Annotated in this window: 22 protein-coding genes; 1 reads left to right on the top strand and 21 read right to left on the bottom strand. The window is 40.8% G+C overall.

The window, feature by feature from the left end:
* Window positions 1-68: 68 nt before the first annotated feature.
* From FBF75_RS15025 to FBF75_RS15010, 4 genes are all read right to left on the bottom strand, one after another.
* Window positions 69-674 carry an ABC-2 transporter permease gene (locus tag FBF75_RS15025; protein ID WP_035702971.1) on the bottom strand — a complete coding sequence of 202 codons (606 nt, stop codon included), beginning with the start codon at window positions 672-674 and terminating at the stop codon, window positions 69-71.
* Entirely contained in the window at window positions 658-1,533 is an 876-nt protein-coding gene (locus tag FBF75_RS15020; RefSeq protein ID WP_048001365.1) for an ABC transporter ATP-binding protein, read from the bottom strand. Before FBF75_RS15020 ends, FBF75_RS15025 begins: the two co-directional genes overlap by 17 nt.
* A 5-nt stretch (window positions 1,534-1,538) precedes the next feature.
* Window positions 1,539-1,910, bottom strand: coding sequence for a GntR family transcriptional regulator (locus tag FBF75_RS15015; RefSeq protein WP_008343911.1), 372 nt, complete (start codon window positions 1,908-1,910; stop codon window positions 1,539-1,541).
* A 173-nt stretch (window positions 1,911-2,083) separates the two neighbouring features.
* On the bottom strand, window positions 2,084-3,211 hold the full coding sequence (locus tag FBF75_RS15010; protein ID WP_136944884.1) for a DUF418 domain-containing protein: 1,128 nt from the start codon (window positions 3,209-3,211) through the stop codon (window positions 2,084-2,086).
* Between the two features lie 382 nt (window positions 3,212-3,593).
* Here FBF75_RS15010 and FBF75_RS15005 point away from each other — a divergent pair, with 382 nt between their 5' ends.
* On the top strand, window positions 3,594-6,596 hold the full coding sequence (locus tag FBF75_RS15005) for a non-ribosomal peptide synthetase family protein (protein ID WP_136944883.1): 3,003 nt from the start codon (window positions 3,594-3,596) through the stop codon (window positions 6,594-6,596).
* A gap of 119 nt (window positions 6,597-6,715) precedes the next feature.
* Here the strand turns inward: FBF75_RS15005 and FBF75_RS15000 are convergent, their stop codons facing one another.
* From FBF75_RS15000 to glmS, 17 genes are all read right to left on the bottom strand, one after another.
* On the bottom strand, window positions 6,716-6,913 hold the full coding sequence (locus tag FBF75_RS15000; protein WP_039963281.1) for a hypothetical protein: 198 nt from the start codon (window positions 6,911-6,913) through the stop codon (window positions 6,716-6,718).
* 23 nt (window positions 6,914-6,936) lie between these two features.
* Entirely contained in the window at window positions 6,937-7,356 is a 420-nt protein-coding gene (locus FBF75_RS14995; protein ID WP_039963282.1) for a TlpA family protein disulfide reductase, read from the bottom strand.
* Window positions 7,356-7,871 carry a HEAT repeat domain-containing protein gene (locus tag FBF75_RS14990; protein ID WP_008343915.1) on the bottom strand — a complete coding sequence of 172 codons (516 nt, stop codon included), beginning with the start codon at window positions 7,869-7,871 and terminating at the stop codon, window positions 7,356-7,358. Before FBF75_RS14990 ends, FBF75_RS14995 begins: the two co-directional genes overlap by 1 nt.
* Window positions 7,872-7,889: 18 nt before the next feature.
* Window positions 7,890-9,311 carry a sporulation killing factor system integral membrane protein gene (gene skfF / locus FBF75_RS14985; protein WP_136944882.1) on the bottom strand — a complete coding sequence of 474 codons (1,422 nt, stop codon included), beginning with the start codon at window positions 9,309-9,311 and terminating at the stop codon, window positions 7,890-7,892.
* The gene (locus FBF75_RS14980; protein WP_019744076.1) at window positions 9,304-10,026 is read right to left on the bottom strand and encodes an ABC transporter ATP-binding protein; all 723 of its coding nucleotides are present in this window, start codon (window positions 10,024-10,026) and stop codon (window positions 9,304-9,306) included. Before FBF75_RS14980 ends, skfF begins: the two co-directional genes overlap by 8 nt.
* A 17-nt stretch (window positions 10,027-10,043) precedes the next feature.
* Complete coding sequence (locus FBF75_RS14975; protein WP_136944881.1) at window positions 10,044-11,534, bottom strand: CPBP family intramembrane glutamic endopeptidase; 1,491 nt, start codon at window positions 11,532-11,534, stop codon at window positions 10,044-10,046.
* Entirely contained in the window at window positions 11,527-12,762 is a 1,236-nt protein-coding gene (skfB, locus tag FBF75_RS14970) for a sporulation killing factor system radical SAM maturase (RefSeq protein WP_007498530.1), read from the bottom strand. Before skfB ends, FBF75_RS14975 begins: the two co-directional genes overlap by 8 nt.
* A gap of 64 nt (window positions 12,763-12,826) precedes the next feature.
* Window positions 12,827-12,994 (bottom strand): sporulation killing factor, encoded by a 168-nt coding sequence (skfA, locus tag FBF75_RS14965; RefSeq protein WP_017366484.1) that lies wholly within the window; start codon window positions 12,992-12,994, stop codon window positions 12,827-12,829.
* A 251-nt stretch (window positions 12,995-13,245) separates the two neighbouring features.
* Entirely contained in the window at window positions 13,246-13,644 is a 399-nt protein-coding gene (locus tag FBF75_RS14960; RefSeq protein ID WP_007498532.1) for a RidA family protein, read from the bottom strand.
* A 126-nt stretch (window positions 13,645-13,770) separates the two neighbouring features.
* A complete protein-coding gene (locus FBF75_RS14955) occupies window positions 13,771-14,283 on the bottom strand; it encodes a PadR family transcriptional regulator (RefSeq protein WP_007498534.1) in 513 nt (170 codons plus the stop codon).
* Between the two features lie 5 nt (window positions 14,284-14,288).
* Window positions 14,289-16,754, bottom strand: a complete 2,466-nt coding sequence (locus FBF75_RS14950) for an FtsX-like permease family protein (protein ID WP_136944880.1) — start codon at window positions 16,752-16,754, stop codon at window positions 14,289-14,291.
* Window positions 16,723-17,442 (bottom strand): ABC transporter ATP-binding protein, encoded by a 720-nt coding sequence (locus tag FBF75_RS14945; RefSeq protein ID WP_008343922.1) that lies wholly within the window; start codon window positions 17,440-17,442, stop codon window positions 16,723-16,725. The genes FBF75_RS14950 and FBF75_RS14945 overlap by 32 nt, the downstream gene beginning before the upstream one ends.
* 155 nt (window positions 17,443-17,597) lie before the next feature.
* A complete protein-coding gene (locus tag FBF75_RS14940; RefSeq protein ID WP_050826855.1) occupies window positions 17,598-18,362 on the bottom strand; it encodes an ABC transporter permease in 765 nt (254 codons plus the stop codon).
* Window positions 18,359-19,276 (bottom strand): ABC transporter ATP-binding protein, encoded by a 918-nt coding sequence (locus tag FBF75_RS14935; RefSeq protein WP_136944879.1) that lies wholly within the window; start codon window positions 19,274-19,276, stop codon window positions 18,359-18,361. The genes FBF75_RS14940 and FBF75_RS14935 overlap by 4 nt, the downstream gene beginning before the upstream one ends.
* 14 nt (window positions 19,277-19,290) lie before the next feature.
* The gene (locus tag FBF75_RS14930; RefSeq protein WP_411801825.1) at window positions 19,291-19,539 is read right to left on the bottom strand and encodes a PLD nuclease N-terminal domain-containing protein; all 249 of its coding nucleotides are present in this window, start codon (window positions 19,537-19,539) and stop codon (window positions 19,291-19,293) included.
* A gap of 102 nt (window positions 19,540-19,641) precedes the next feature.
* Window positions 19,642-19,998 carry a DUF2200 domain-containing protein gene (locus FBF75_RS14925; protein ID WP_136944878.1) on the bottom strand — a complete coding sequence of 119 codons (357 nt, stop codon included), beginning with the start codon at window positions 19,996-19,998 and terminating at the stop codon, window positions 19,642-19,644.
* Window positions 19,999-20,480: 482 nt separating this feature from the next.
* A complete protein-coding gene (gene glmS / locus FBF75_RS14920; protein ID WP_008360582.1) occupies window positions 20,481-22,283 on the bottom strand; it encodes a glutamine--fructose-6-phosphate transaminase (isomerizing) in 1,803 nt (600 codons plus the stop codon).
* Between the last annotated feature and the right edge of the window lie 142 nt (window positions 22,284-22,425).

Genomic DNA, 22,425 nt, shown 5'->3' with positions numbered 1-22,425 from the left:
AGAATCATCCATTTTGAAAGGCCTACCTCAAAATGAATGATTCTCTATAAATGATGTGATCATCTGATTTAAAACACTTTCCTCTGGTAAATCGCAGTAGAAAATCCCCAAGATAGCAAGTAGATGAGCATAATCAGTACAGTTGACCCCGTATATACAATAGGGATCGATAAATTCATGATAAAATCAGTGATCCCACTGAATTGCTCTGCTAAATAGAGAACAACAGGCGGTCCCATAGCAGATAATACGATAAAGCCAATGATCACTGCCGTTGTGATATAACCAGGCTTTAAGATATAAAACAATGGAAACGTACATGCTGCGAACAATAAAAACAACCCGCTGCCAATCGCAATATCTGACAGCGAAAACAGCTTCCCAAACACAAATAATGCAGCACTTGTCAGCACGATCGCAATACTCATATAGAAAATGGCGCCAAGATAACGTGATGCGATAATTTCTTTACGTGTATAGGGCAAGGAATTTAATAGAATATTCGTTTCTGCCTTCTCATCATAAGCATATGTGTTAAATGGAATGAAGACACTAGCGACTAGAAACGTTAATACTGGATGGACATCCATGAAAATGAAAAATAAGATAAACGGAATAAAAATAAGTAACTGCTTCTTTTGCAAAATCACATCACGCTTAATTAAATGAAACATGCGCAACCCCGCCTTTCAAATAAAACATGATATCCTCAAGCGACGCCGGTTCAATCACAACAGCATCCCCAAAAATAAGTTTCACCTCATCAATCCGATCTGTTAATGCTTCAAATCCGGCTGCCGTACGCTGAATATGGATAAACGCCTTTTCTGTGTCTCGATCCAGCAAATCCAGGCTCCCCTTCACCAGCACATAATTCTCCGCCACCTCATGAATCGACTGTTGAAAGACCAATCTTCCATTTTGTATAAACGCAATATAATCCGCAATGCGATCTAAATCAGTCGTCATATGCGTTGAGAAAAAAATCGTTCGATTTCCATCAATCATCAATTCTTGTAACGTGCCGAGCAGCTCTCTTCTAAAGACCGGATCTAAACCAGCAGTTGGTTCATCCATGATAATCAGCTCTGCATGGTGCGACAGCGCAATCGCAAGCGATGCCTTCATCTGCATCCCTTTTGAAAATGTTTTAATCGCTTTATGAAGCGGCAAGCCAAACTGTTCAATATATTGATAAAATAGCCTATCATCCCAGCGTTTATAGGCAGGTGCCACAATACGTTTGATGTCTTTTAAACTCAATCCTGGGAAAAAAACGTTAGCATCGTAAACAAAGCCAATTCGTTCCTTAATCTCTTTTTCATGCGTACGATAATCTAATCCAAAAATTTTAATCTCACCAGAATCTGGTTTTAACAAATTCATGATCATTTTAATCGTGGTCGACTTACCGGCTCCATTTTCTCCAATAAACCCAGTAACAAAGCCCTTTTTGACCTGTAAATCAAGATTCTGCACAGAAAAGTCTTTGAACCGTTTTGATACTCCTTTGAATTCAATCACGTGCTCCACTCATCTCACTCCTCATACAAGAACTTTAATAACTGCTGCAATTCATCAAAAGATAAGCCTAATTCCTTGCCGTTTGTAACAACCGCTCCAAGCTGTTCCTCAATCACCTTCAATTTTTTCTCTCTCATGACCTCTAGGTTTTGCTCGGCAACAAATGATCCCTTACCGACAATCGAATAAATAAATCCTGCCTTCTCTAACTCTTCATATGCACGTTTTGTTGTGATGACGCTGATTTGTAAATCCTTCGCCAGCTTTCGGATAGACGGCAGTCCCGCACCTTCTGCAAGCTCACCCGTTAAGATCAACGATTTGATTTGCGTCGTAATTTGCTCATAGATAGGCTCCTTAGAATGGTTAGAAATCGTAATTTGCATATAAAAACCTCTTTTTTCTGTACTGGTATTCGCAATGAAATATTGTATATACACTATATATACATTATATACACACTGAAAAAATATTCAACTCCTTTTATGAACTTTTTTGAATGCGATCCAACTAAAAAACCGCACAGCTCTTCAGCCATGCGGTTCCTCAACAAATCAATTTATCTCCAATATACCCATTTTCCCACAAGCCATTCCACAGGCCCTCTTCTCCACTTTTTCAAATAGAGATAGCTGATGAACAGCTGTGCTGTGTAAAGTCCAACAGCAAGTAGCAGTCCAAACATTGAGCCCATTTGTCCGAATAACCCAAGTCCGTAAGAATAGAAAATCGTTGTACAAATAATAGATTGTGCTAAATAGTTTGATAAAGACAATCGGCCAAGTCCTGCAAGCAGACGTTTCAATCCTTGTGCAACCTTTGAATAGTAAAAGACAATAAAAGCTTGAATATAACCGATCGTCAGGACATAGGCTCCTAACGTCATCACCATTTCACTCCAAGGGGCATCAATAAACGTCGCACATTTTAAAGCGAGCCCGATCAAAATCATCCAGATCCAGCCTTTACGATACGCCATTCCTCGATCTTCTTCTGTCAGATGACCTTTTTTCCCAATGGCCATGCCAAGCAGTGCAAATGGCCCCACCATGATCGTACCGAATAGAAAACCTAAGATCGGCATCAACGTAATGGTCACGATCGCCATAATAATGGTCACAATCATCATATCGTCTTCAATCGTCACCCGGCTCAATAAAATATCACCGTATGCACCCTTCGCATACACATCCGTTAACAAATCATCATTTCCATAAACAAAGGTCATCAGATATGGTAAAACCACTAATGACAAAGCACCTAACACACCTGACCAAATCAGCATTGTTTTGATCCGGCTGCTTAAAAACATCATCAAGAAAAACGTACATGCTCCATAATATAAGAGAATATCACCATTCCAAATGAATATGTAATGCAGCATCCCAAGCACAATAAGACCAAAGCCGCGGCGAACGACGATGGCATTCGTATTCAGCCCCTTGGCCTTTGTAGATTCAATCAGTTTGATAAAAGAATACCCAAACAAAAAGGAGAAAATCGGATAAAATGACCCCTGGAACAAGATCTCCGTCACATATACCCCAAACTCCTGTCCCCATATGCTCGGATCAAACATCTTCTCAAAATCATAATCATATTGAAAATTAAGCATATTCACAATCAAAATACCTAATAAACTAAAACCACGTAAACTATCAATAAACTCAACCCTAGATTCCTTCAACACGACAGCTCCTTAAACATATAACAAATTTAAGATATACCTATATATTTTACCAAATTCTTTTGAAATACGTATATATATTTCCCTAAAAAAGTGATCTGTCATCCCATCAGAGAATCCAACCTATCTTATGATTCAATTTCCCCCTATTTTCACCTCATCTTGATCAACAAAACGCTCATTCAAGGAAAAATCCGAGGGTCCCTGACATTTTATCTCTAAATAGCACAATATATCTTCATATTATTTCAATTATTATATAAATTTTACATTTTATTGTGAATATACCCTTCATTGACATTGAATATTTCTTCATATACACTTTGGGTGGATTTAGGAATAACATTCCTAATCTATCAAATTCTAGAGGGGGAATATCATCATGAATGATCAAAATTTATGTGATATCATGAGACACCACGCCACTCACACGCCGCATCATCCAGCTTTAGCGTGCAACCATCAGAACATCACATATGCTGAACTTGAGAAACAAAGTAACCAGTTTGCCAATTACCTTATCAAAATGGGCGTAACGAAAGCTTCTCATATTGGCCTAGCCTTAGAAAGATCACCACAATTGATTGTCTCTATTCTCGCTATCACCAAAATAGGAGCCGTTTATGTGCCTATAGATATAAATTACCCTAGTGAACGTATTCAATTTATGATTGAAGATGCCGAACTATCGTTTTTACTCACAACATCACATGTCACTCAAAGCCTAATCTCCTTGCCTATTCCCACTATCTACTTAGATAAAGAAAAACATCTCATCCTTACACAATCAACGTCAAACCCGTCTTTTGATGTCAAACCTTCTGATGCCGCTTATATCATGTATACCTCTGGCACAACAGGAAAACCAAAAGGTGTTGTCATTACACATAGATGTATCATGCACCTAACGCATAACCCTTCCTTTCTGCCCGTTAATTCTTCTGATACCTTAGCATTATTATCTACCATCTCTTTTGATTCCTCTACATTTGAAATATGGTCCGCTTTATTAAATGGAGCGACACTCGCTATTCCTCCTTCTGGAAAACTGACTCCTGAACTCGTCAGTCAAACCATTAAAGACTATGATGTATCGATTCTTTTTTTAACTACTGGATTGTTCAACTTGATGATGGAGTTACACCTGAACGATATCAAATCAGTTAAATACATCGTCTCTGGCGGAGATGTCATGTCTCCTCAAGTCGTTCATCAAGCATTAAAGGAGCTCCCACATACGACCATCATTAATGGCTATGGCCCGACAGAAAATACAATCTTCACAACAACTTTTCAACTGCCAGACACCTGGGATGATCTCGTCAGTATACCAATTGGCAGACCTGTAGCAGGAACCATCATTGACATCACAAATGAACAAGGTGAATCTGTCTCTCAAGGACAAATAGGGGAACTCATCACTTCAGGAGATGGACTAGCATTAGGCTACTGGCGAAGAGAAAACCTAACAAAGGAACGTTTCATCGAACGGGATGGAAGAACCTATTACAAAACAGGGGATCTTGTTCGACAACAACCTGATGAGCTGATTGAATATATTGGTAGAAAGGATGACCAAGTCAAAATTAGAGGCTTTCGTATTGAGCTTAGCGAGATTGAGCATGTGTTGATCCAGCACCCAAGTGTTAAATCCTGTTTGGTGACAGCCACAGAAGTTATACCTGGGGATAAACGCATCATTGCATACATCATTCCATCCAACAAAAAGACATGGGATCTATATACCATTCAAACTTATGCAAAGAAAACATTCCCTGATTTCATGCGCCCTGCACATTATGTTCTATTGACAAACTTCCCTACGACCACAAATGGAAAAGTCGATCGAAAAGCACTACCAAGATATCATTTCGACAGACCCAAACTGCAAACTGAATATGTCGCACCAACTAATCAAACCGAAGAAGCACTCTGTGAAATATGGACAGACCTATTAAAGGTAGAGCCCATTGGCACAAACGATCACTTCTTCGACTTAGGAGGAAACTCCATCCTTGCCGCCAAAACCTTAATGCGTATGCAGGAAACATTACACGTTGAACTACCTGCCAGCACCCTTTATGAACATCCTACGATTCAACAAGTTCATCTTATGCTACAAAATCAAACACCTGAGCCGAAACAACAGCTCACATCAGAGGGATTTTTAGATGAAAAGATTCAGCCAAAGCACCTATTCGATTCTAAATCCTTTAAGCAGAATGCCGTGTTATTAACAGGAGCAACCGGCTTTCTAGGCGCTTATCTCATTAAAGAGCTTGTTCGAATGAATCCCTCCATCCAAATCTATTGTGTCATCAGAGCAAGAGACAAAGAGCACGCAAGACAGAGAATACAAGTAAATATGGAGAAATATCACCTATGGGACGAACATTATCTGAAACAACTAAAACCGATTGTAGGTTACTTGGACAAGCCTCAACTAGGGCTCTCAACAGAGGAATTTCAACAACTCGCCCAAACCATTGATGCCATCTATCATAATGGAGCAAAAGTCAATTACGTTCAGCCCTATCACATGCACAAGGATACAAATGTCACCGGCACAGAAAATATCATCAAACTCGCCTGCACAGAACAGGTAAAGCCTGTTCATTTCTTATCGACCATTGCCATATTCGGACCTGCCGGGTATCTAGATGGCACGACCGTTCTTTTTGAAGATACATCCATCGATGCTTATCTTCCTATTGTAGAAAAGGACATTGGGTACTCTCAAAGTAAATGGGTGGCAGAAAAAATCATGTGGGAAGCAAAAAAACGTGGCGTGCCGATCACAGTCCTTCGCCCCGGCTTCATCATGGGCGACAGTCAAACAGGCGTTCATAATACAGAGGATTACATGGCGAGACTAATCAAAGGATGCATCCAATTAAAGGCTTACGGTGAGCTACCGAATCAACGAAAAGAATTCGTACCCGTCGACTTTGTTTCAAAAGCCATTACAACCATATGCAAGGATCCAGCCAACTTCGGCAAAGCCTATCACCTCGTTCCACCTCAAGAAGAAAGCATGGAATTAAGTAAATATTTCCAAAAAATAACAGAAGAAATAGGCTATCCATTAGAAAAGAAAACATATGACGATTGGGTAGAAGCTCTCATTCAAGCAAGCGATCAAAACGCAGACAACGCCCTTACGCCATTTCTTCCAATGCTCACTGAAAAGGTAGAACAAGACAAAACAGTCTGGGAACTATACGAAAACATGGCGCACTTTGACTCAACAAATACTCAAATGGTTCTCCAAGCACATGGAATGACCTATCCCCCTATGGATGATCATTTAATCAAACGCTATTTCAAATACATGGAGGACATTGGATTTTTAAAATTTGATTCAAACACTGCTCTGAGAATATAAAAGCATTCCCTTGTTTTTAAACTCAATACAGGAAGTAATAAAAGGTTGGATTCAACATCCAACCTTTTATTACTTACCTTTCATCAACTGTACCTTTCTAAATCACCTCTGTAGAAAACTCATGCCTTATGATCTTTTTCTTCTTTAAAAAGCGCACGCTTCACATAAAACAAAATCCCCAATCCAAACAAAATCAACAGCAACTCCCATTCTGCAGAAATCGGCAGCCATTTCAACATCATGAGAATCAGCAAAACAGCTCCCACACTTGCATTAAAGACCACCGTTTTTTTCAATTCTTGGTTTGATTGAAACAAAACGCTCTCCTCCATAACTCTAATTATGATCGTTTTTCTAGTTTTTTTAATATTTTTTCCCAGCCGGTATCTCCCATTTTCCGATCAATTAATTGTCCCTCTTTATCTATGAGGCAAAAACTTGGCAATCCTTGAATTTTATATTTTGTGACAATCTCATAATCTTGATCCAACACAATGGGAGCAATGAGATTCTTTTCCTCCGCATATTTCGAAACAACCTCTATCGATTTTTCTTCTTCCGTATATGGAACATGGACACAGGTTAAATGGATACTCAACTGATCCACACTATGTAGAATGTGGTCGGTTAATTCTTCACAATGCGGACAGTTAACTGACCAAAAATAAAGAAGCTGAGTATGCCCTTCAGGTAAACACCGCTGTTGTGAAGAATGAATCCAAGGAAGGTGCTCAGGCCATTTAAGTATTTGCGTTTCCACTACTCATCCCCCTTTTCTTTTAATTGAAAAGCGATGATTTTTCCTAGTGCCTCTTCTGCGGCAAAAGGGGCCACATTTCCTGATGGATTCTCTTGTTCCTGTTTTAGGCACTCGTACATATTTTTTTCGATTTTTGATGGGTCAATCCAAGAGATACACCACGACGCCCAAAAACAAGTAGGACCCTCATAACGCTTTGCCAAAGACAGAAGAAATGGCAAACTAGGCTGACCAATTCTCATGAGTGAGATCGCAGCCGCCATTCTTGTCTCCTCTTCTTCACTTTCTAACAGTTTAGCAAGAGCTTCTGCTGCATCCCCTGCATCTGCTCCAAATTCACCAAGAACCGCTGCTGCAATATTCCGCAAAGAACCCTCTTCTTTTAAGGCTTCAACAAGCACTGGCACTGCCTCTTTTCCTGATTTCCTTAACTCCCCCATGGCTTGAACGATCGTTACTTCATTGGTATTGACTAAACGTTGAACCGATTGGGATAGCTTATCTTCTGGTTTCATGACAATCAACTCCTCTTTTTAATGAGTCCCACGGCATCGATAACAAATCACATAACATACACATCCAGCAAATACACATGTCATCGTTGTAAACCAGCCATTAGTGAACAGATGAATCCCAATGATGACCGCAGCACTTATGACAGATCCGATGAGCAATGATCGATAATAGATGCCCAAAGAAAGACTCGCTTCTCGTCTCAAAGGCTGCGTAAAGGCAAAGAGCCGTATAGTCAAAAACCAAATATATACCCCTACGCCATAAATGGCCCAATACAATACATCATGAATCTCTAACAAGATAAGAGAAATCAAGTAGACACCATACAACCAAAAGGTTTGAAACACTTCCAATAGAAGAATTTTTTGATATAAAGCGCCCGGAAAAAGATACAGCAATCCCGTTTGCCCGTGTCTTACAATCCCCGCGTAATATGAACTGAGCAGGACAGATGCACCAATGACCAGAAAGAATAGAGTCAACCAATCTGAAAAATAAGAACTGACGACATAGTAAGTACCGATCAACAGCATGGTAGATAACAGGTGGAAGGTAGCATACTTTTTGATCATCAATATTTCTAGCCAAAGGAAAGCCCAGATGCCCGTTAATGATGAAAGCCCCCACCACGTCTTGCTTTTCTTTGGACTTATTGGATTTACATGAACCTGTTTCCCCTCAAATTCCTCCCAAAATGCCGCCTCTTTGACTAACGACTCCATCATCTCTATACGATGACTCGACCTGTACATCATCATGAAAGATAAAATCATCACTCCAAGTAATATCAATACAGAAATGAATGAAAACTCCACTATCATGTGTCCGACTTGATACATCAAAGAAGCAGATATCTCCATCATTGACGACTGTTTCAATATCAATTGATTCATAATAAGCAATGAAAGACAACCAAACATCAGTATAAAACCAATGAAGAGCACTCGCTTATATACTCGAATGGTTCTTGCACAAGATACCGCAATCATCCATGTTTCGATCATACATAGCAGCGCTGTTAACAGGAGTGATTTACCAAGTAGAAAAAAGTACTGCTTCGTTAAACAAAGAAGGAGAATATCAGCCATCACAGCAGAAACAATGAGAAGAGCACATCGCCAAAAAATGTGATATACCCATACACTCATCACAACTGTCCATAAAGAAGCACCACTTCCATACAACCACATGATATCGTTCATCTGACTAGGCAATCGATTCGAAAACAAGCCAAAGCCAGTATAAAGAACAAATAAAACGACAATGATCCATCCAGCTGTACCCACATTCCAATCGCCCATACTTGAGACTGCGCTCAGCTGAAAACCGATGGCAGCCATCATAAGTAGCAAGATCAGAAAGGGCATTTTCTTTTCTTGATTTTTACTGATCAAGCGCCTTTGGGATTTCATCCATAAAAGGGTAAGCGTGTTATTCACTAGACCACTCCCCTAGAAGTTGAATGACTTCTGCCCGCCACTTCATTTGTTCTTCCTGCCGCTTAGGAACAGCAATACTTTTCATGATGGCACCGTCTCGAATCAATATCACCCTGCTTGCCGTATCTAGCACAAACTCCAGACTATGAGTGGACACAAGAACCGAACCACCTTGAAGACTCTTCTGTATCAGCCAATCTGACAGCCATTGTTTCGAAGGGATGTCTAACCCAACAGTCGGCTCATCTAAAATAAAAAGGGAAGCATCTTGCACAATGGCCCCTGCTAAGACGACACGTTGTTTTTGACCTCTTGAAAGCCTTCCGCACAATTCGTTCATCTTCATTTCGATATGTACTTCTTTCAACGCCTCAAATACCTTTTCTTTGATCTGTTTTAAACCTTTATGATAGCCTCTTGCACGGAATTGAACATGTTCAGCAACCGTTAAATCTGGGTACAAATATGGCTGATCTGGAATAAGAGCTACTTGTTTTTGGACATGGGAATGACCAGGAGGAAATCCCTCTATGAGTATTTCCCCTTGATCAGGTTGATAGAGACCTGTTAAACATCGAATGGTTGTCGTCTTCCCCGCACCATTAGGCCCAAGCAGCGCCACAACCTCCCCTGCTTCAATGGAAAATGAAAGACCCTCTATCCCATCACCATTGCTATATCGTTTGCTTACATTCTGAACCTCCATAAATGGCATCAAATCTCTCCCTTTTATTAGAGTGATGTATGCTGAGGCTTTTTGGTATGTAGATATCTTTGAAGTTTAAATTGCCATAAGGGCATACAAACGAGCACAAAATTGTGAATAAAATGTGCCGCCAGTACACAAATAAATCCATAATGCATATAAAGAAAACCAAGAAAACATCCAAAAACAAAAAGATGCGCCCAGCGAATCCATCTTGGATCATACCCAGTGACCTGATGCATAATTGCCCATAAAAAAGATGATATTAAAATGGACAATATCGCACTCCCACTAAACCAAAATATAAGAGAAATCATTAAGAGTCGGTATATTACTTCTTCCCCAAAAGAACTTTGCAGACTCATATTAAGCCCTTGTCTTAAAGTAAATCCAGATAAAAACATACTTCTATTTGATAGTTCCGGAGAAATACGTAATTTATTCATTCTCTCTAAAAGGTAAAAGACCAGTGATGTGATGCCTAGACTAATTAACCCAGCGCTAAGACCAATAAAAGTTTGTCCAACGATTTCATCTAAAAATTTCATTTCTAATTCATTCGCAAGAGCGCCTCCTGCCAATGAACATATAAATACTACAAATCCTGTCAATAATCCTGCAAACAAAGTAGAGAGTATACCAAGTAATTTAACAGTTTGAACACTCATCCTAGCATCGTAAGCATTTACTATCGTTAACTGTATATCCTCCTTAATTGTGAGAGATTGCACTAGTACAATCATGAAACCCAGCATAAGACTTAATGTGAGGTGAATTTGAACATTCATGAAAACTAAAACTAATATAGCCATGATCATCGCAGCAGCTGATCCTAACATACCTGAAAGACCAAAAGTAGACTCAACTTGTTCATCTCTTATTACTTTATTCATCTGATCCGTTAAAATCTCTGTATCTGTGCCGATATAAGTGATCACACCAGATTGCATTTCAACTGTTACCTTAAGTCGGATATCTTCCTTTTCAGCAAGATACCAATATGTTTTAATTTCACGAAAATCCTCTTCTTTTGAACCAGAACCAGTTGGTTTTGTCTTAGCCCATAACCCCTTTGAAGAACAAGTCAATTGATCTTTTAAACCTTCTAGTGAAATCTGACCGTCTTTTTTAGATAATGAAGTTTGCCTTACATCTGCATAAAAAAATGTCACTTCCCTTTTAGCGTTTACTCCTATCACGAATGATTGGTTTTGGTGAACAAAACGAACACGCCAAGATTCAACCAATCCCATTTCATGAAGTATATGTCGATTTTTTTTAAGCAAACCTAAATGATGTAACTTATTCACTGTTTCATGATCATACCAATAGACTGAATATACTTCCCAAGCTTCCACGTCTATGCCCACAAACTCTCTAATAAAATCGATACCAACTTTTCTTGCCTCAATTTTATCTAAAAGGTTTGATTCTATTGTTGACACTCTATACTTCGCAAACAAGAAGAGCCCTATCACTCCAAGACCTGACCACAAAATAAAAGTCATACTATTCATGAGCGATGCCTGCTCTCATTTCATTTTCAAAGGGGAGATCTGGCTCAGATAGTTCAACTTTCCCTATACATTTACAGTTTTTCGCTTCACATTTCAATTTCAATAGACGTGTTGGTGAACCAATATCAGAAAAAGAATCCGTTAGAATGTGACCTAAAGGAATATCCTCTAATTGACAAGGTGTCACATAACCGTCTGCCCTTATATACCAAGCCAAATAACCCGGTGTACAAAAATCAGTTGTAAAAGAACTCTCTTCATGCTCCCAATCAATTATATTCAAATGGTGTCCCCACTTAGAACGCGCCTGCTGTAACTGGCTTTGAACACGCTGCTCAAACGAAGTTTCTAGCGCTTTAAAATTCTTTGTAGCACGTCCTACGGATAATGTCTTACCAGCACGGAAAATGGAGGCATTTGCTTTTGCACAATGATCAACAACCTCTGCTACTTGATCAGCGTTCATTTCATTGATGGTCATTGCAACAATTACAGGAACTTTCACTTCTGTTAACCGCTGGATGGTTTCCATACTTTCCTGAAAAGCACCTTTCCTTCCCCTTAAGGAATTGTGAGTGTCGCTCGTACCGTCAATACTAATTTGTACAGATACATTTCCTAGATGACTGAGTAATTCCACTTCTTCTTGTCTCCAGTTTAAGCCATTGCTAAAAACGTTTACGTTCGTAAATAATGAACTCGCAACCATCACAATTTCTTTAAAACCTTTTATGAGTTTGGCTTCGCCCCCTGTTAAAGTGACATCAGCCACACCTTGCGCAGCTAGTTTTTGCATCACATTAATCCACTGGGAACATGTTAATTCTTCAGGATAGGGCTTACCGGAACTAGCATAACAAAAGGAACAACCTAAGTTACAAGCGTTTGTTAATTGGAGAGTACAGCTAATTGGTAAATAGGACTGTAAAGATCCTGTAAATTGAATAGGTTGATTCAATAACCCTTGTGTCCAAGCTTCTGTAAAAGGATGGGCACTCAATTCTTCACGCAACTGATCAGCTGTTAGCTCTTCCTTTTTAACGATTTCCCAGATACGAGCAGTTTTGCTCACGTCTTTATTCTTAGATAATAAAAATGCAAGCTGAGCCCCTCTTCCACTCAATCTAAAATAATACATTGATTTTCTATCTATCATAACTGCGCCATGAGGCTGCAAATGAATCGCTAGTTCAGGTAAATCGTATTCTGCTAGTTGATTACTTGACATAAATAGACACCCCTTTTATAGAATAAGGAGCTAGCAATATATGCTTAACTCCCTATGTTATTCATTAAATAGCTCTCATTGCAGGATGTGGCAGCGCACAAACTCGTGTCATTGCAATACTTTTTGAGGCCCAGCACCCCATACATCCAGCCGCCTTAACAATTGAAGTACCACCTGGACGCTTAAGGCTTTTTTTACTCACAGATTCCCATTCTTTTTGGTTTCTTGTCATAAGTAAAACCTCCTCTCAAAATTTGCATAGTGTCAATAGACCCAATCGCTATGCACCCTGATATTACCATATGAAAAATGTCGAAGTAAGGGGAATTGTGTAAAATATTCTAAAAATATACTTAAAAGGTTTTTATATCAATAAATTAGAGAGAACTAAATATAAAAAAGATTGGATATGAAAACCCAATCTTTTAGCCCATACTTCCCTTATGCAAAAATTTTTCATTATCTACCTCATCAAGATAATCATTAAACCAAGTCCATATCCCGACAAGCCCAAGCATCCACCTCGACCTTTAAAGCAGGTGAAGCCAAAGCCACCACATAAATCATCGTCATACAAGGCAGGTGGTCTCCTAAAAACTGACCCATGATTCGTTTTCTACTCTCAGCATCAAACTCACCTACCAAATAAAACACAAGCTTCGTTATATCTTCTACTTTCATATCTGCCGCTTCTACATTGCGTTTCACATTCTCTAACGCTAGTTCGAGCTGCTCCATCGGGCTCGCTGGGATGGTTCCATCGACTTCCATCCCCACTTGCCCTGATAAGGTTAACCACCGCTGCGGCCCTGTTGTCTCTATTTGATGGATGTACGGTGCAACTGGCGCATGAATGGTCTCAGGATTACGTGATGTTTTCATTGATCAAACCCCTTTTCTGAAAATACAATCAATTTCCACCTATCATACCAAACTTTCTTCCCATCCTATCTGCATATGCTCCGAACGAAGCCAAAAAAAAGACCTTTCTTCAAAAGAAAGACCTCTCTAAAATGATGACCCGCTCCGATGCTCAATTTGATGAATCCAATTCAAATCCGCCTCTAAATGAAGCAGCGTGCCAGAAATCAATAAGTACCGACTCTCATCACCTTGCACAAGACATTCCGTTTTCAGCTTCGTGAGTTCCATCACATCTTTCATGATGACGGCTTTCTGCTGCTGAAGCATTTCTTTTTCTTGATGAAATCTGATTTTCCGTGCACAGCCCCATTTAAAGTGAAAATCATCCTTTGCAGCATGATATGGAACAGGTGCCAACAGCCATGATTCCAGCTCTTGTCTGCCTTCTTCCGTCACGTCGTACAGCTTTCGATCTTGGTCATCTATTCCCACTGCTGTCACCAATTGATCACGAATTAACCGATCAAGCGTCGTGTAGATTTGACCAGGGTTGATTTTTCCTTTTATTCCGAGCAATGACTCCAGCTCTAGCTTTAATTCATATCCATGATGTTGCTGCTGACAGAGCGATGTTAAAATTCCGTATTTCACTGACATATGATTTAACCTTCTTTGAGAGATGATATCATCTCTATTTTACTCGCTGTCGCACTAGAAATCCACGAAGCCGCTAAACTGAGTGCAATTCCTGCGATCACTGCCAGCAGTAGATGCACAGGCGGCAATTGGAATGAAACAAATCCACCCAGCCAATCAGATTGGCTTGAGACATATAGAAGAATCACACCAAATAAAATGCCGCCAATCACACCTGATAACCCAATGAGCACACCTTCTCCGACGATCATTTTTCTCACCTGCTGCTTTGTCAGCCCAAGCGCCCGCATGGTGCCAATCTCAGATGTGCGTTCAAGCGTGTTCATCAGCAGAGTATTGGCTGTTCCAATGCTCGCGAGCCCAATAATGAAAATGAGCATCATAGAAATTAACTCGTTCATACCAGTTAAAGCCGATGTCGTTGATTCAATCTCATCCTCTACTGTTTTCACCTTTGAAAGCCGCTGCCCAAAGTCTTCCCATAGCTGATCTCGTAAAGACTCACCGGCACCTTTGTCTTTTAACGTAAGCAGGATATCAAGGGGCTGCGCCCACCCTAAATCCTCTTGTAAAAATGTCTGATCGACAAATGCCACATAACCCGAATGATGAGAAGTCTTGACCACATCAATGACTTGTAACTGCTGCCGGCCAGAAGGTGCATTGAGATACACACTCTCTCCAATACGCCCACCCCATTCATCAAACGCACGCTCTCCTAACACGATAGAAGGCGTTTCTGATAATCGTTGATACAAATCGCCTTTATTGTCACCTTCTATAAAAGAAGGTCCTTTCTCATCCACACCGATGATAGAAAATTGTCTTTTCTCTCCATGGGCCGTTTCCCATGTCAAAGGAGCCGCTTCCATCATCGGTTCCACCCGTTCAACAGCCTCATAGGATGACAGCTTTTCTTGATCCGCTTTCGTCCATGGCGCTTCAGAAGTAACCCTGAGATCACCGCCGTACGTTTGACGAATCTCTTTTTCGTAGCCGTCTGGAGCCGATTCAATGACCGCACTTAAAAGCAAGATCACAGCAATCCCAACAGCTAGAATCGCCGCCGTATTGGCATTTCGATTCAGTTGCTGCGTGACATGCTGCGAGGATAGATGGCCCGGGTAACCAAAGACAAACTTCAAAAGAGGCGCCAACAACCGGTTCAAAAAGAGCAGAAAAAATGGGAATAACAGAACCATGCTGGCTAAAATGCCAAGATAAGCAGCCGGATGATCCCCCCATACAAATGAAAGCAATCCTATCCCTATCACCGCTCTAATGACCGATTGTTTCTTCGGTGCAGAAGTTTGGGTGGTGGATTTTAAAGTCAGCAGCACAGACGTTTTCCCTGCATGATAGATCGGAAATAACGAAAACAGCACAGGGAACACAATACCAATAATCACTGAAATTACAACAGGCACTTGCCAATTTAACGAATACACCATATCAAAAGCGAACACACCAAGCAGTGTTTGCATGAATACATCTCCAAGCCAAACGCCAATCGGCACCCCAATGGCTGTTCCAATACATGCCAAGATCAAAACCTCAATCAACATCAGCTTAGAAACAGAGCCCTGCGTATAACCAAAGCTCTTCATAATCGCAAATTCCTTTTTCCGTTCCATCACACTCGTATAAATCATATTAAACACGATAAAACCGCTCATAAACATCGACAGCCCTGCGATGAGGTAAAAGAACGTGTACAGCCCGCCAATGTCATTACTTTGCCGGTCATCCGCCACCACAGGCTGGACAAAAACATCGGCATCCTTGAACTCTTTCTGTAAAGATTGAAAGAGCTGCTCTCCGCCATCATTCGTCTGAAATCTCATATAAGAAAGCTGATGATCGAGTCCCGTCCAGTCTCTCAATAAATCAAGCGGCGCCATCACACGAAAGCTCGATGATTCTGCACCCTTCCAGTCACTCGGACTTGAAAGCAGCTGTGTATATTCCACAATGGCAGATACCTTCGCTTCGCCCAAATCAGAAAAACGAATGGTATCTCCCACTTTTTTATTCAGCAGCTTCGCCACAACATCTGGTATGACCAACCCCTGATTATCCAAGCGCCCTTCAATCACAGGCAGCTTCAGTAAAGAGCTCGTTTGATCTTGTACTCCGGTAATTCGTACCGCCCGTTGGTTAAGAGAGTGATCACCTTCTACATCAAAAAACGTCTGTTTATCCAGCGCTAATAATGATCCTGTCACATCAGGATGCTTTAAAATGGATGAGATCTGTTCCTCATCATACGTATGATCATCACTCAACACCCAATAATCTGCATCAGCGACATACATTTGCTCATAGTAATGAAACACATCATTTGTCGTTCGATCGGCAATGAGCATCGACGTGACAAAAGCAATCCCCACCATGATGCCTAAGACAGAAATGGCGAACCGCTTTTTATGCTGAATCATGTTACGCCATGAAATTCGCCACATACTGAGCATAATCATCATCCTTTCTAGAGATCACTTGATCAATAACACCGTCTTTAAAAAGGATGATTCGATCCGCAAATCCTGCTGCGAAAATATCATGCGTCACCATGATAATCGTCTGCTTGCTTTCTCGATTGAACTTGCACATTAACGCCAAAATATCCTCCGCTCTATGCCGGTCCAAGTTCCCCGTCGGCTCATCTGCTAACAACACTGACGGCTGATTGACTAGAGCTCTTGCAATCGCTACACGCTGCTGCTGCCCGCCGCTCAGCAAACTAGCCCGTTTCCGTCCAAGTCCATTCAAGCCAACAGCCTCTAACAGCTCTACAACCGTCTGTTGATTCTCCTTTGTTAAACGTCCATCTGCATGCAGCGGAAACGCCACATTTTCTTCGACAGTTAATGTAGGCAGCAGCTGATAATTTTGAAACACAAACCCAATCTGTTTTCGGCGGAAAATCGTTCTCTCTTTCTCATTCATCTCACTCAACTGATGCTCATCTATCAAAATCTCTCCATCAGTAGGCAGATCAAGCCCGCCTAACAGCTGAAGTAATGTACTTTTTCCAGAACCACTCGGTCCCATCACCGCTACAAACTCCCCTTCTTCTACCGTCAAATCAACGCCCCTCAGCACCTCAGTCCGCTCCTGGCCTTGAAAGAATTCCTTCTTCACATTCTCGATCTGAATCATCTGCAAACTCCTCCCATCCCTTTACGGAGTAATTATATACTAAGTATATATTATTTCAACATTTAAATCATGATAATATGTATTTATGTCTTATTTTTTACTTACTAAATACATAAAAAACCCTTTAGATTTTCATATCCAAAGGATACATCATGCTATAATTCTTGTTTTCTAAAAAGAAACCATCCGATGAGAAAAAAGAAACCAATCAATACCGATACACCTAGAAAGCTTGTGAGTGCCTGATCCGAATAAGTCCCTCTATGAATCATCTCCTCAGCCGCACTTGTGACGCCTTTAGGTGCAAACTTCCCTAATGTATTCTCATAAAACGAAGGAACGGTAAACAGGATGAGATTGATCAAAAGGGAAACGCCGCCCGCAGTCACTGAGCGCTTAAAGAATGCCGATGCACAAATGGTCGATACTACAATAAGCAGTAAGTTTGGATAATACAAAAACGTTCCTTTTAACACATCGCCCCAAGCCACATGCCCAAATTGAATGTCTACATAATAAACGGAAGCTAGAACCGCCACTACCAAACTAAACAAAGTTAAACAGGCATAGGCACATATTTTTGAGGCATAATAACTCATTCGACTGATCGGTTTCACCATAATCATCGCCGTCACCCCAGAGGCACGCTCTCCAGCAATCGTCCCCATCACGATCATAATGAGGATAAACACGCCGAGTGAATCAAATTTACTCAATGCACTAGCTAAAGCCTCTCCAGCACTAGGCTCTGGTATATAAAATGTAGACCCTTCAGGTAAATTAGCGGATTTCGATAAAAGGTCCGGCAGCATTTTGAGCGTAATAGGCTGTGTAATCATTAAAATCGTAAAAATGATCGGCACAAATAAGATTTTATAACTAGTGAATAACTCCCTAAATTCCTTTTTCAACATCATCATGCCGTCACAACCTTCATGAAAATATCTTCAAGCGTTAGCTTAGATAGTCGATATTGGAGAAGAACACCGCCAGTTTCAGTGATGAGACCCGGCAGCTCCTCCAATGCCGTATGTTGATCTTTGACTCGCACCTGATAAGTGCCTCCTGTCTCAATACAATCCTCCACCCAATCCCGTTCTTTTAACAAAGCCACTAGTTTCGTATTCTGTTGTTCTAATTGAAATTCAATCACGGGCTGGATATAGTCTTCTTTGATCTGTTTCATCGAAGAGGACATCTCAATTTTGCCGCTGTTGATCATGATAATATGATCGGCCACACGTTCAATGTCATCTAAAATATGGGTCGACATAAAGATCAGCATCTCATGCTTTAGACGCTCAATCAAAGTCAGGACGTCTTTTCTCCCCATGGGATCAAGTGCCGACACAGGCTCATCTAGGATCAGAACCTGTGGGCTATTGATCAGCGCCTGCGCAATGGCAAGTCTTTGCTTCATGCCTCCACTATAGCTGCCAATTGCACGATCCTTCGCCTCATACACACGGCAAAGCTTCAACAGCTCCTCTGTTTTGGAACGAATGATGTTTTTCTCTAAATGAAATAACCCGCCAACCCAATGCATCCATTCCTGCCCCGTCATATCTTGATAAAATGCAGGATGCTGCGGACAGTATCCAATCACCTGACTGATTTGATCCATGTCCTTTGTGGCATCAAAACCTGCCACCTTCACAACGCCAGACGTAGGACGAGCAAGTCCCGTCAAAATCCGGATCGTCGTTGTCTTCCCCGCTCCATTGGCTCCTAAAAAGCCAACACATCCAACCTCCCCAACAGAAAACGAGACATCTTTTAACACTTCATGCCGTCCATACGATTTCGTCAGCTCGTGACACTCCAACATATTCAAGCGAATCCCCCCTACTAAGATTGTTTACGACCAAAAATGAAATACGCAATAGGACCAGCACTCGCCACAAACACAATCACCAAAGCCCAAACCCACTTCACCTCTCCCCTGATTCTCGACGGATCTCTTTTCAACAAATCAAACAAACCAATCACCATTAAAATTGCTTGTAGTAAAATAAGAGGTAAAATCAGCTTCATGTCCATCACGCCACTCCCTTTCCAAACGCCAATTTGTTTTGGTATCACTTCTTTTGACGACATGAAGAACGACTTCGTTCAAATGGATTTTATTTTTATTGGTCGAATGGTCTATAAATATAAAAAAGCCCAGTGAAGGTTATTCACTGGGCTTGCTTGTGATGATCATGACGAATCTCGCAAAATCTTTTCCATTTTCTTTCCCTTGGCTAACTCATCAATCAGCTTATCTAGATACCGAATGTTCTGCATGGTCTCTTCCTCAATGTCCTCTACTCTAACACCACAGATGACTCCTTTAATTAAGCTGCGGGAAGGATGAAGCTCAGGAGCCTCAGCAAAAAAGGTTTCAATGTCTATCTGCTTATCCAACTGTTCCTGTAACTCTGCGGGACTATACCCCGTCAACCAACAAATAATCGTATCAGCCTCAGCCTTCGTTCGTCCTTTTCTCTCTGCCTTTGCGATGTAGAGAGGATAGACTTTTGCGAAACTCATTGTGTAGATTTTAGGTTTGGTCATGTGTCTGCTCTCTTTCTTCGTTAAATATTTAACCTGTCATGCTTTCTCAAGGGGCCGCTCTCTCATTATGCATTTAGTATAATGTGTTAAAAATACAACTTATAAACGATGATATATGCCTTTATTATTTCTTTCATCTTTTTTGAAAGCTCTATATTTAAGAAATTGAACGATACAAAATCCAAGGAATACACCAATTGGTCCTCCGCTTGAGACAGGACCACCAATTAAACAATAAGAAATGACAAACAATGCAATATAACCAATTATGAAAAAAACAATTCCCCATTTTTCTTTTTTTACATATCGAATAAAAATAATATTTCCCCCCTAAGAATATTTATCATAATAGCAACATGGAAATAGTATCTATCAATCAAAGTTCAGTTTAAATCTTTCAACTGCTAGTTCTATTGACACAAAAATACCCCTTTAGACAATTATATCTAAAGGGGTATCAAAAATCCGATTTTATTTAATCCCTACTCCACCGTCACACTCTTCGCAAGGTTACGTGGTTTATCCACATCACACCCGCGGTGAAGGGCTGCGTAGTAAGCGATTAGCTGTAATGGAACAACAGATGCAAGTGGTGCAAGTGCTGGGTGTACAGCTGGAAGGACGAAACGGTCGCCTTCGTCTTCTAGGCCTTTTAGTGAGATGACACATGGGTTTGCGCCACGTGCAACAACTTCTTTGACGTTACCGCGAATGCTGAGGTTCACGTGCTCTTGTGTTGCAAGGGCAATGACCGGTGTGCCTTCTTCAATTAAAGCAATCGTGCCGTGTTTGAGTTCTCCGCCAGCAAATCCTTCTGCTTGGATGTAAGAGATCTCTTTTAGTTTTAATGAACCTTCAAGGCACACATAATAGTCAAGTCCTCTTCCGATAAAGAATGCATTACGTGTCACTGTGAAGAAATCACGAGCGATTTGTTCCATTTCATCCTTTTGATCGACAAGGGCTTCCATTGCGTTTGCCACAATCCCAAGCTCTTTCACAAGATCAAAGTCAAGAGATTGACCATTTAATTCAGCTGCAACGGATGCAAGGATCGCAAGAACAGCAATTTGCGCTGTGTAAGCTTTTGTTGAAGCCACTGCGATTTCTGGTCCTGCATGAAGAAGCAATGTGAAGTCTGCTTCACGAGAAAGCGTAGATCCTGGTACGTTTGTGATCGTTAATGCTTTATGACCAAGTTCTTTGACTTGAACAAGTACAGCACGGCTGTCCGCAGTCTCCCCAGATTGAGAAAGGAAGATGAACAACGGTTTTTTCGATAGAAGCGGCATGTTGTAAGAGAATTCACTTGCTACATGGACTTCTACAGGTACTTTCGCCCAGTCTTCAATGTATTGTTTACCAACAAGTCCTGCATGGTAGCTCGTTCCGCAAGCCACAATATAAATGCGGTCTGCTTCTGCTACTGCGCTTGCGATATCGCCAGCGACTGACAACTTGCCGTTTTCGTCTTGATATTCTTGGATAATTTTGCGCATAACAAGCGGCTGTTCATCCGTTTCTTTTAACATGTAGTGAGGATATGTGCCTTTCTCAATGTCGCTTGCATCTAGCTCAGCGATATAAGAAGGACGTGTCATGATATCACCGTCAAGGTTTTTAATAATAACCTCGTCTTTAGTAACAATGACCATTTCTTTATCCATTAATTCCGCATACTCGTTTGTTACTTGAAGCATCGCCATTGCGTCAGAAGCCACAACGTTGAAATCTTCTCCGAAACCAACCAATAATGGGCTTTTGTTTTTCGCCACATAGATTGTTTCTTTGTTTTCGTTATCGAAAAGGGCAATTGCGTAAGAGCCTTTTAGTTGAAGAAGCGTTTGACGGAAAGCTTCCTCTGTATCAAGACCTCTATTCACAAATTGTTCGATGACTTGAACAACAACCTCTGTATCTGTGTCGCTTTTTAGTGTGACGTCTTGTAAATATTCGCGTGTCAATTGTACATAGTTCTCAATGACACCGTTATGAACAAGCGTAAAACGGCCAGAAGCACTTTGATGCGGATGCGCATTTAGATGGCTTGGTACACCGTGTGTTGCCCAGCGTGTATGTCCAATTCCTGCTGAAGATGCCACGTTTGCATCAACGACTTCACGAAGCTCAGCGATACGTCCTTTTTCTTTGAACACATGCACGCCTTCTTCGTTTGCCACAGCGATACCTGCTGAGTCATACCCACGGTACTCAAGCTTCTCTAAACCTTTTAATAAGATTTCCTTCGCATCATTCTGACCAATATAACCTACGATTCCACACATAAATATTCTTCCTCCCGATCATGTGAAAGGGACAAAGAAAGCCTACTAAAATAGAAGGGACATTTCTTCGTCCCTCTCTACATGTTTATTTTGGGAGATCATGTGTATTCCCTTTGTACAAAGAGTCACCTCTTTGCTTTAA

This window comes from Bacillus sp. S2(2019), assembly GCF_005144805.1.
Taxonomy (GTDB): Bacteria; Bacillota; Bacilli; order Bacillales; family Bacillaceae; genus Bacillus; species Bacillus altitudinis.
This window is presented reverse-complemented; position numbering and strand designations above follow the sequence as displayed.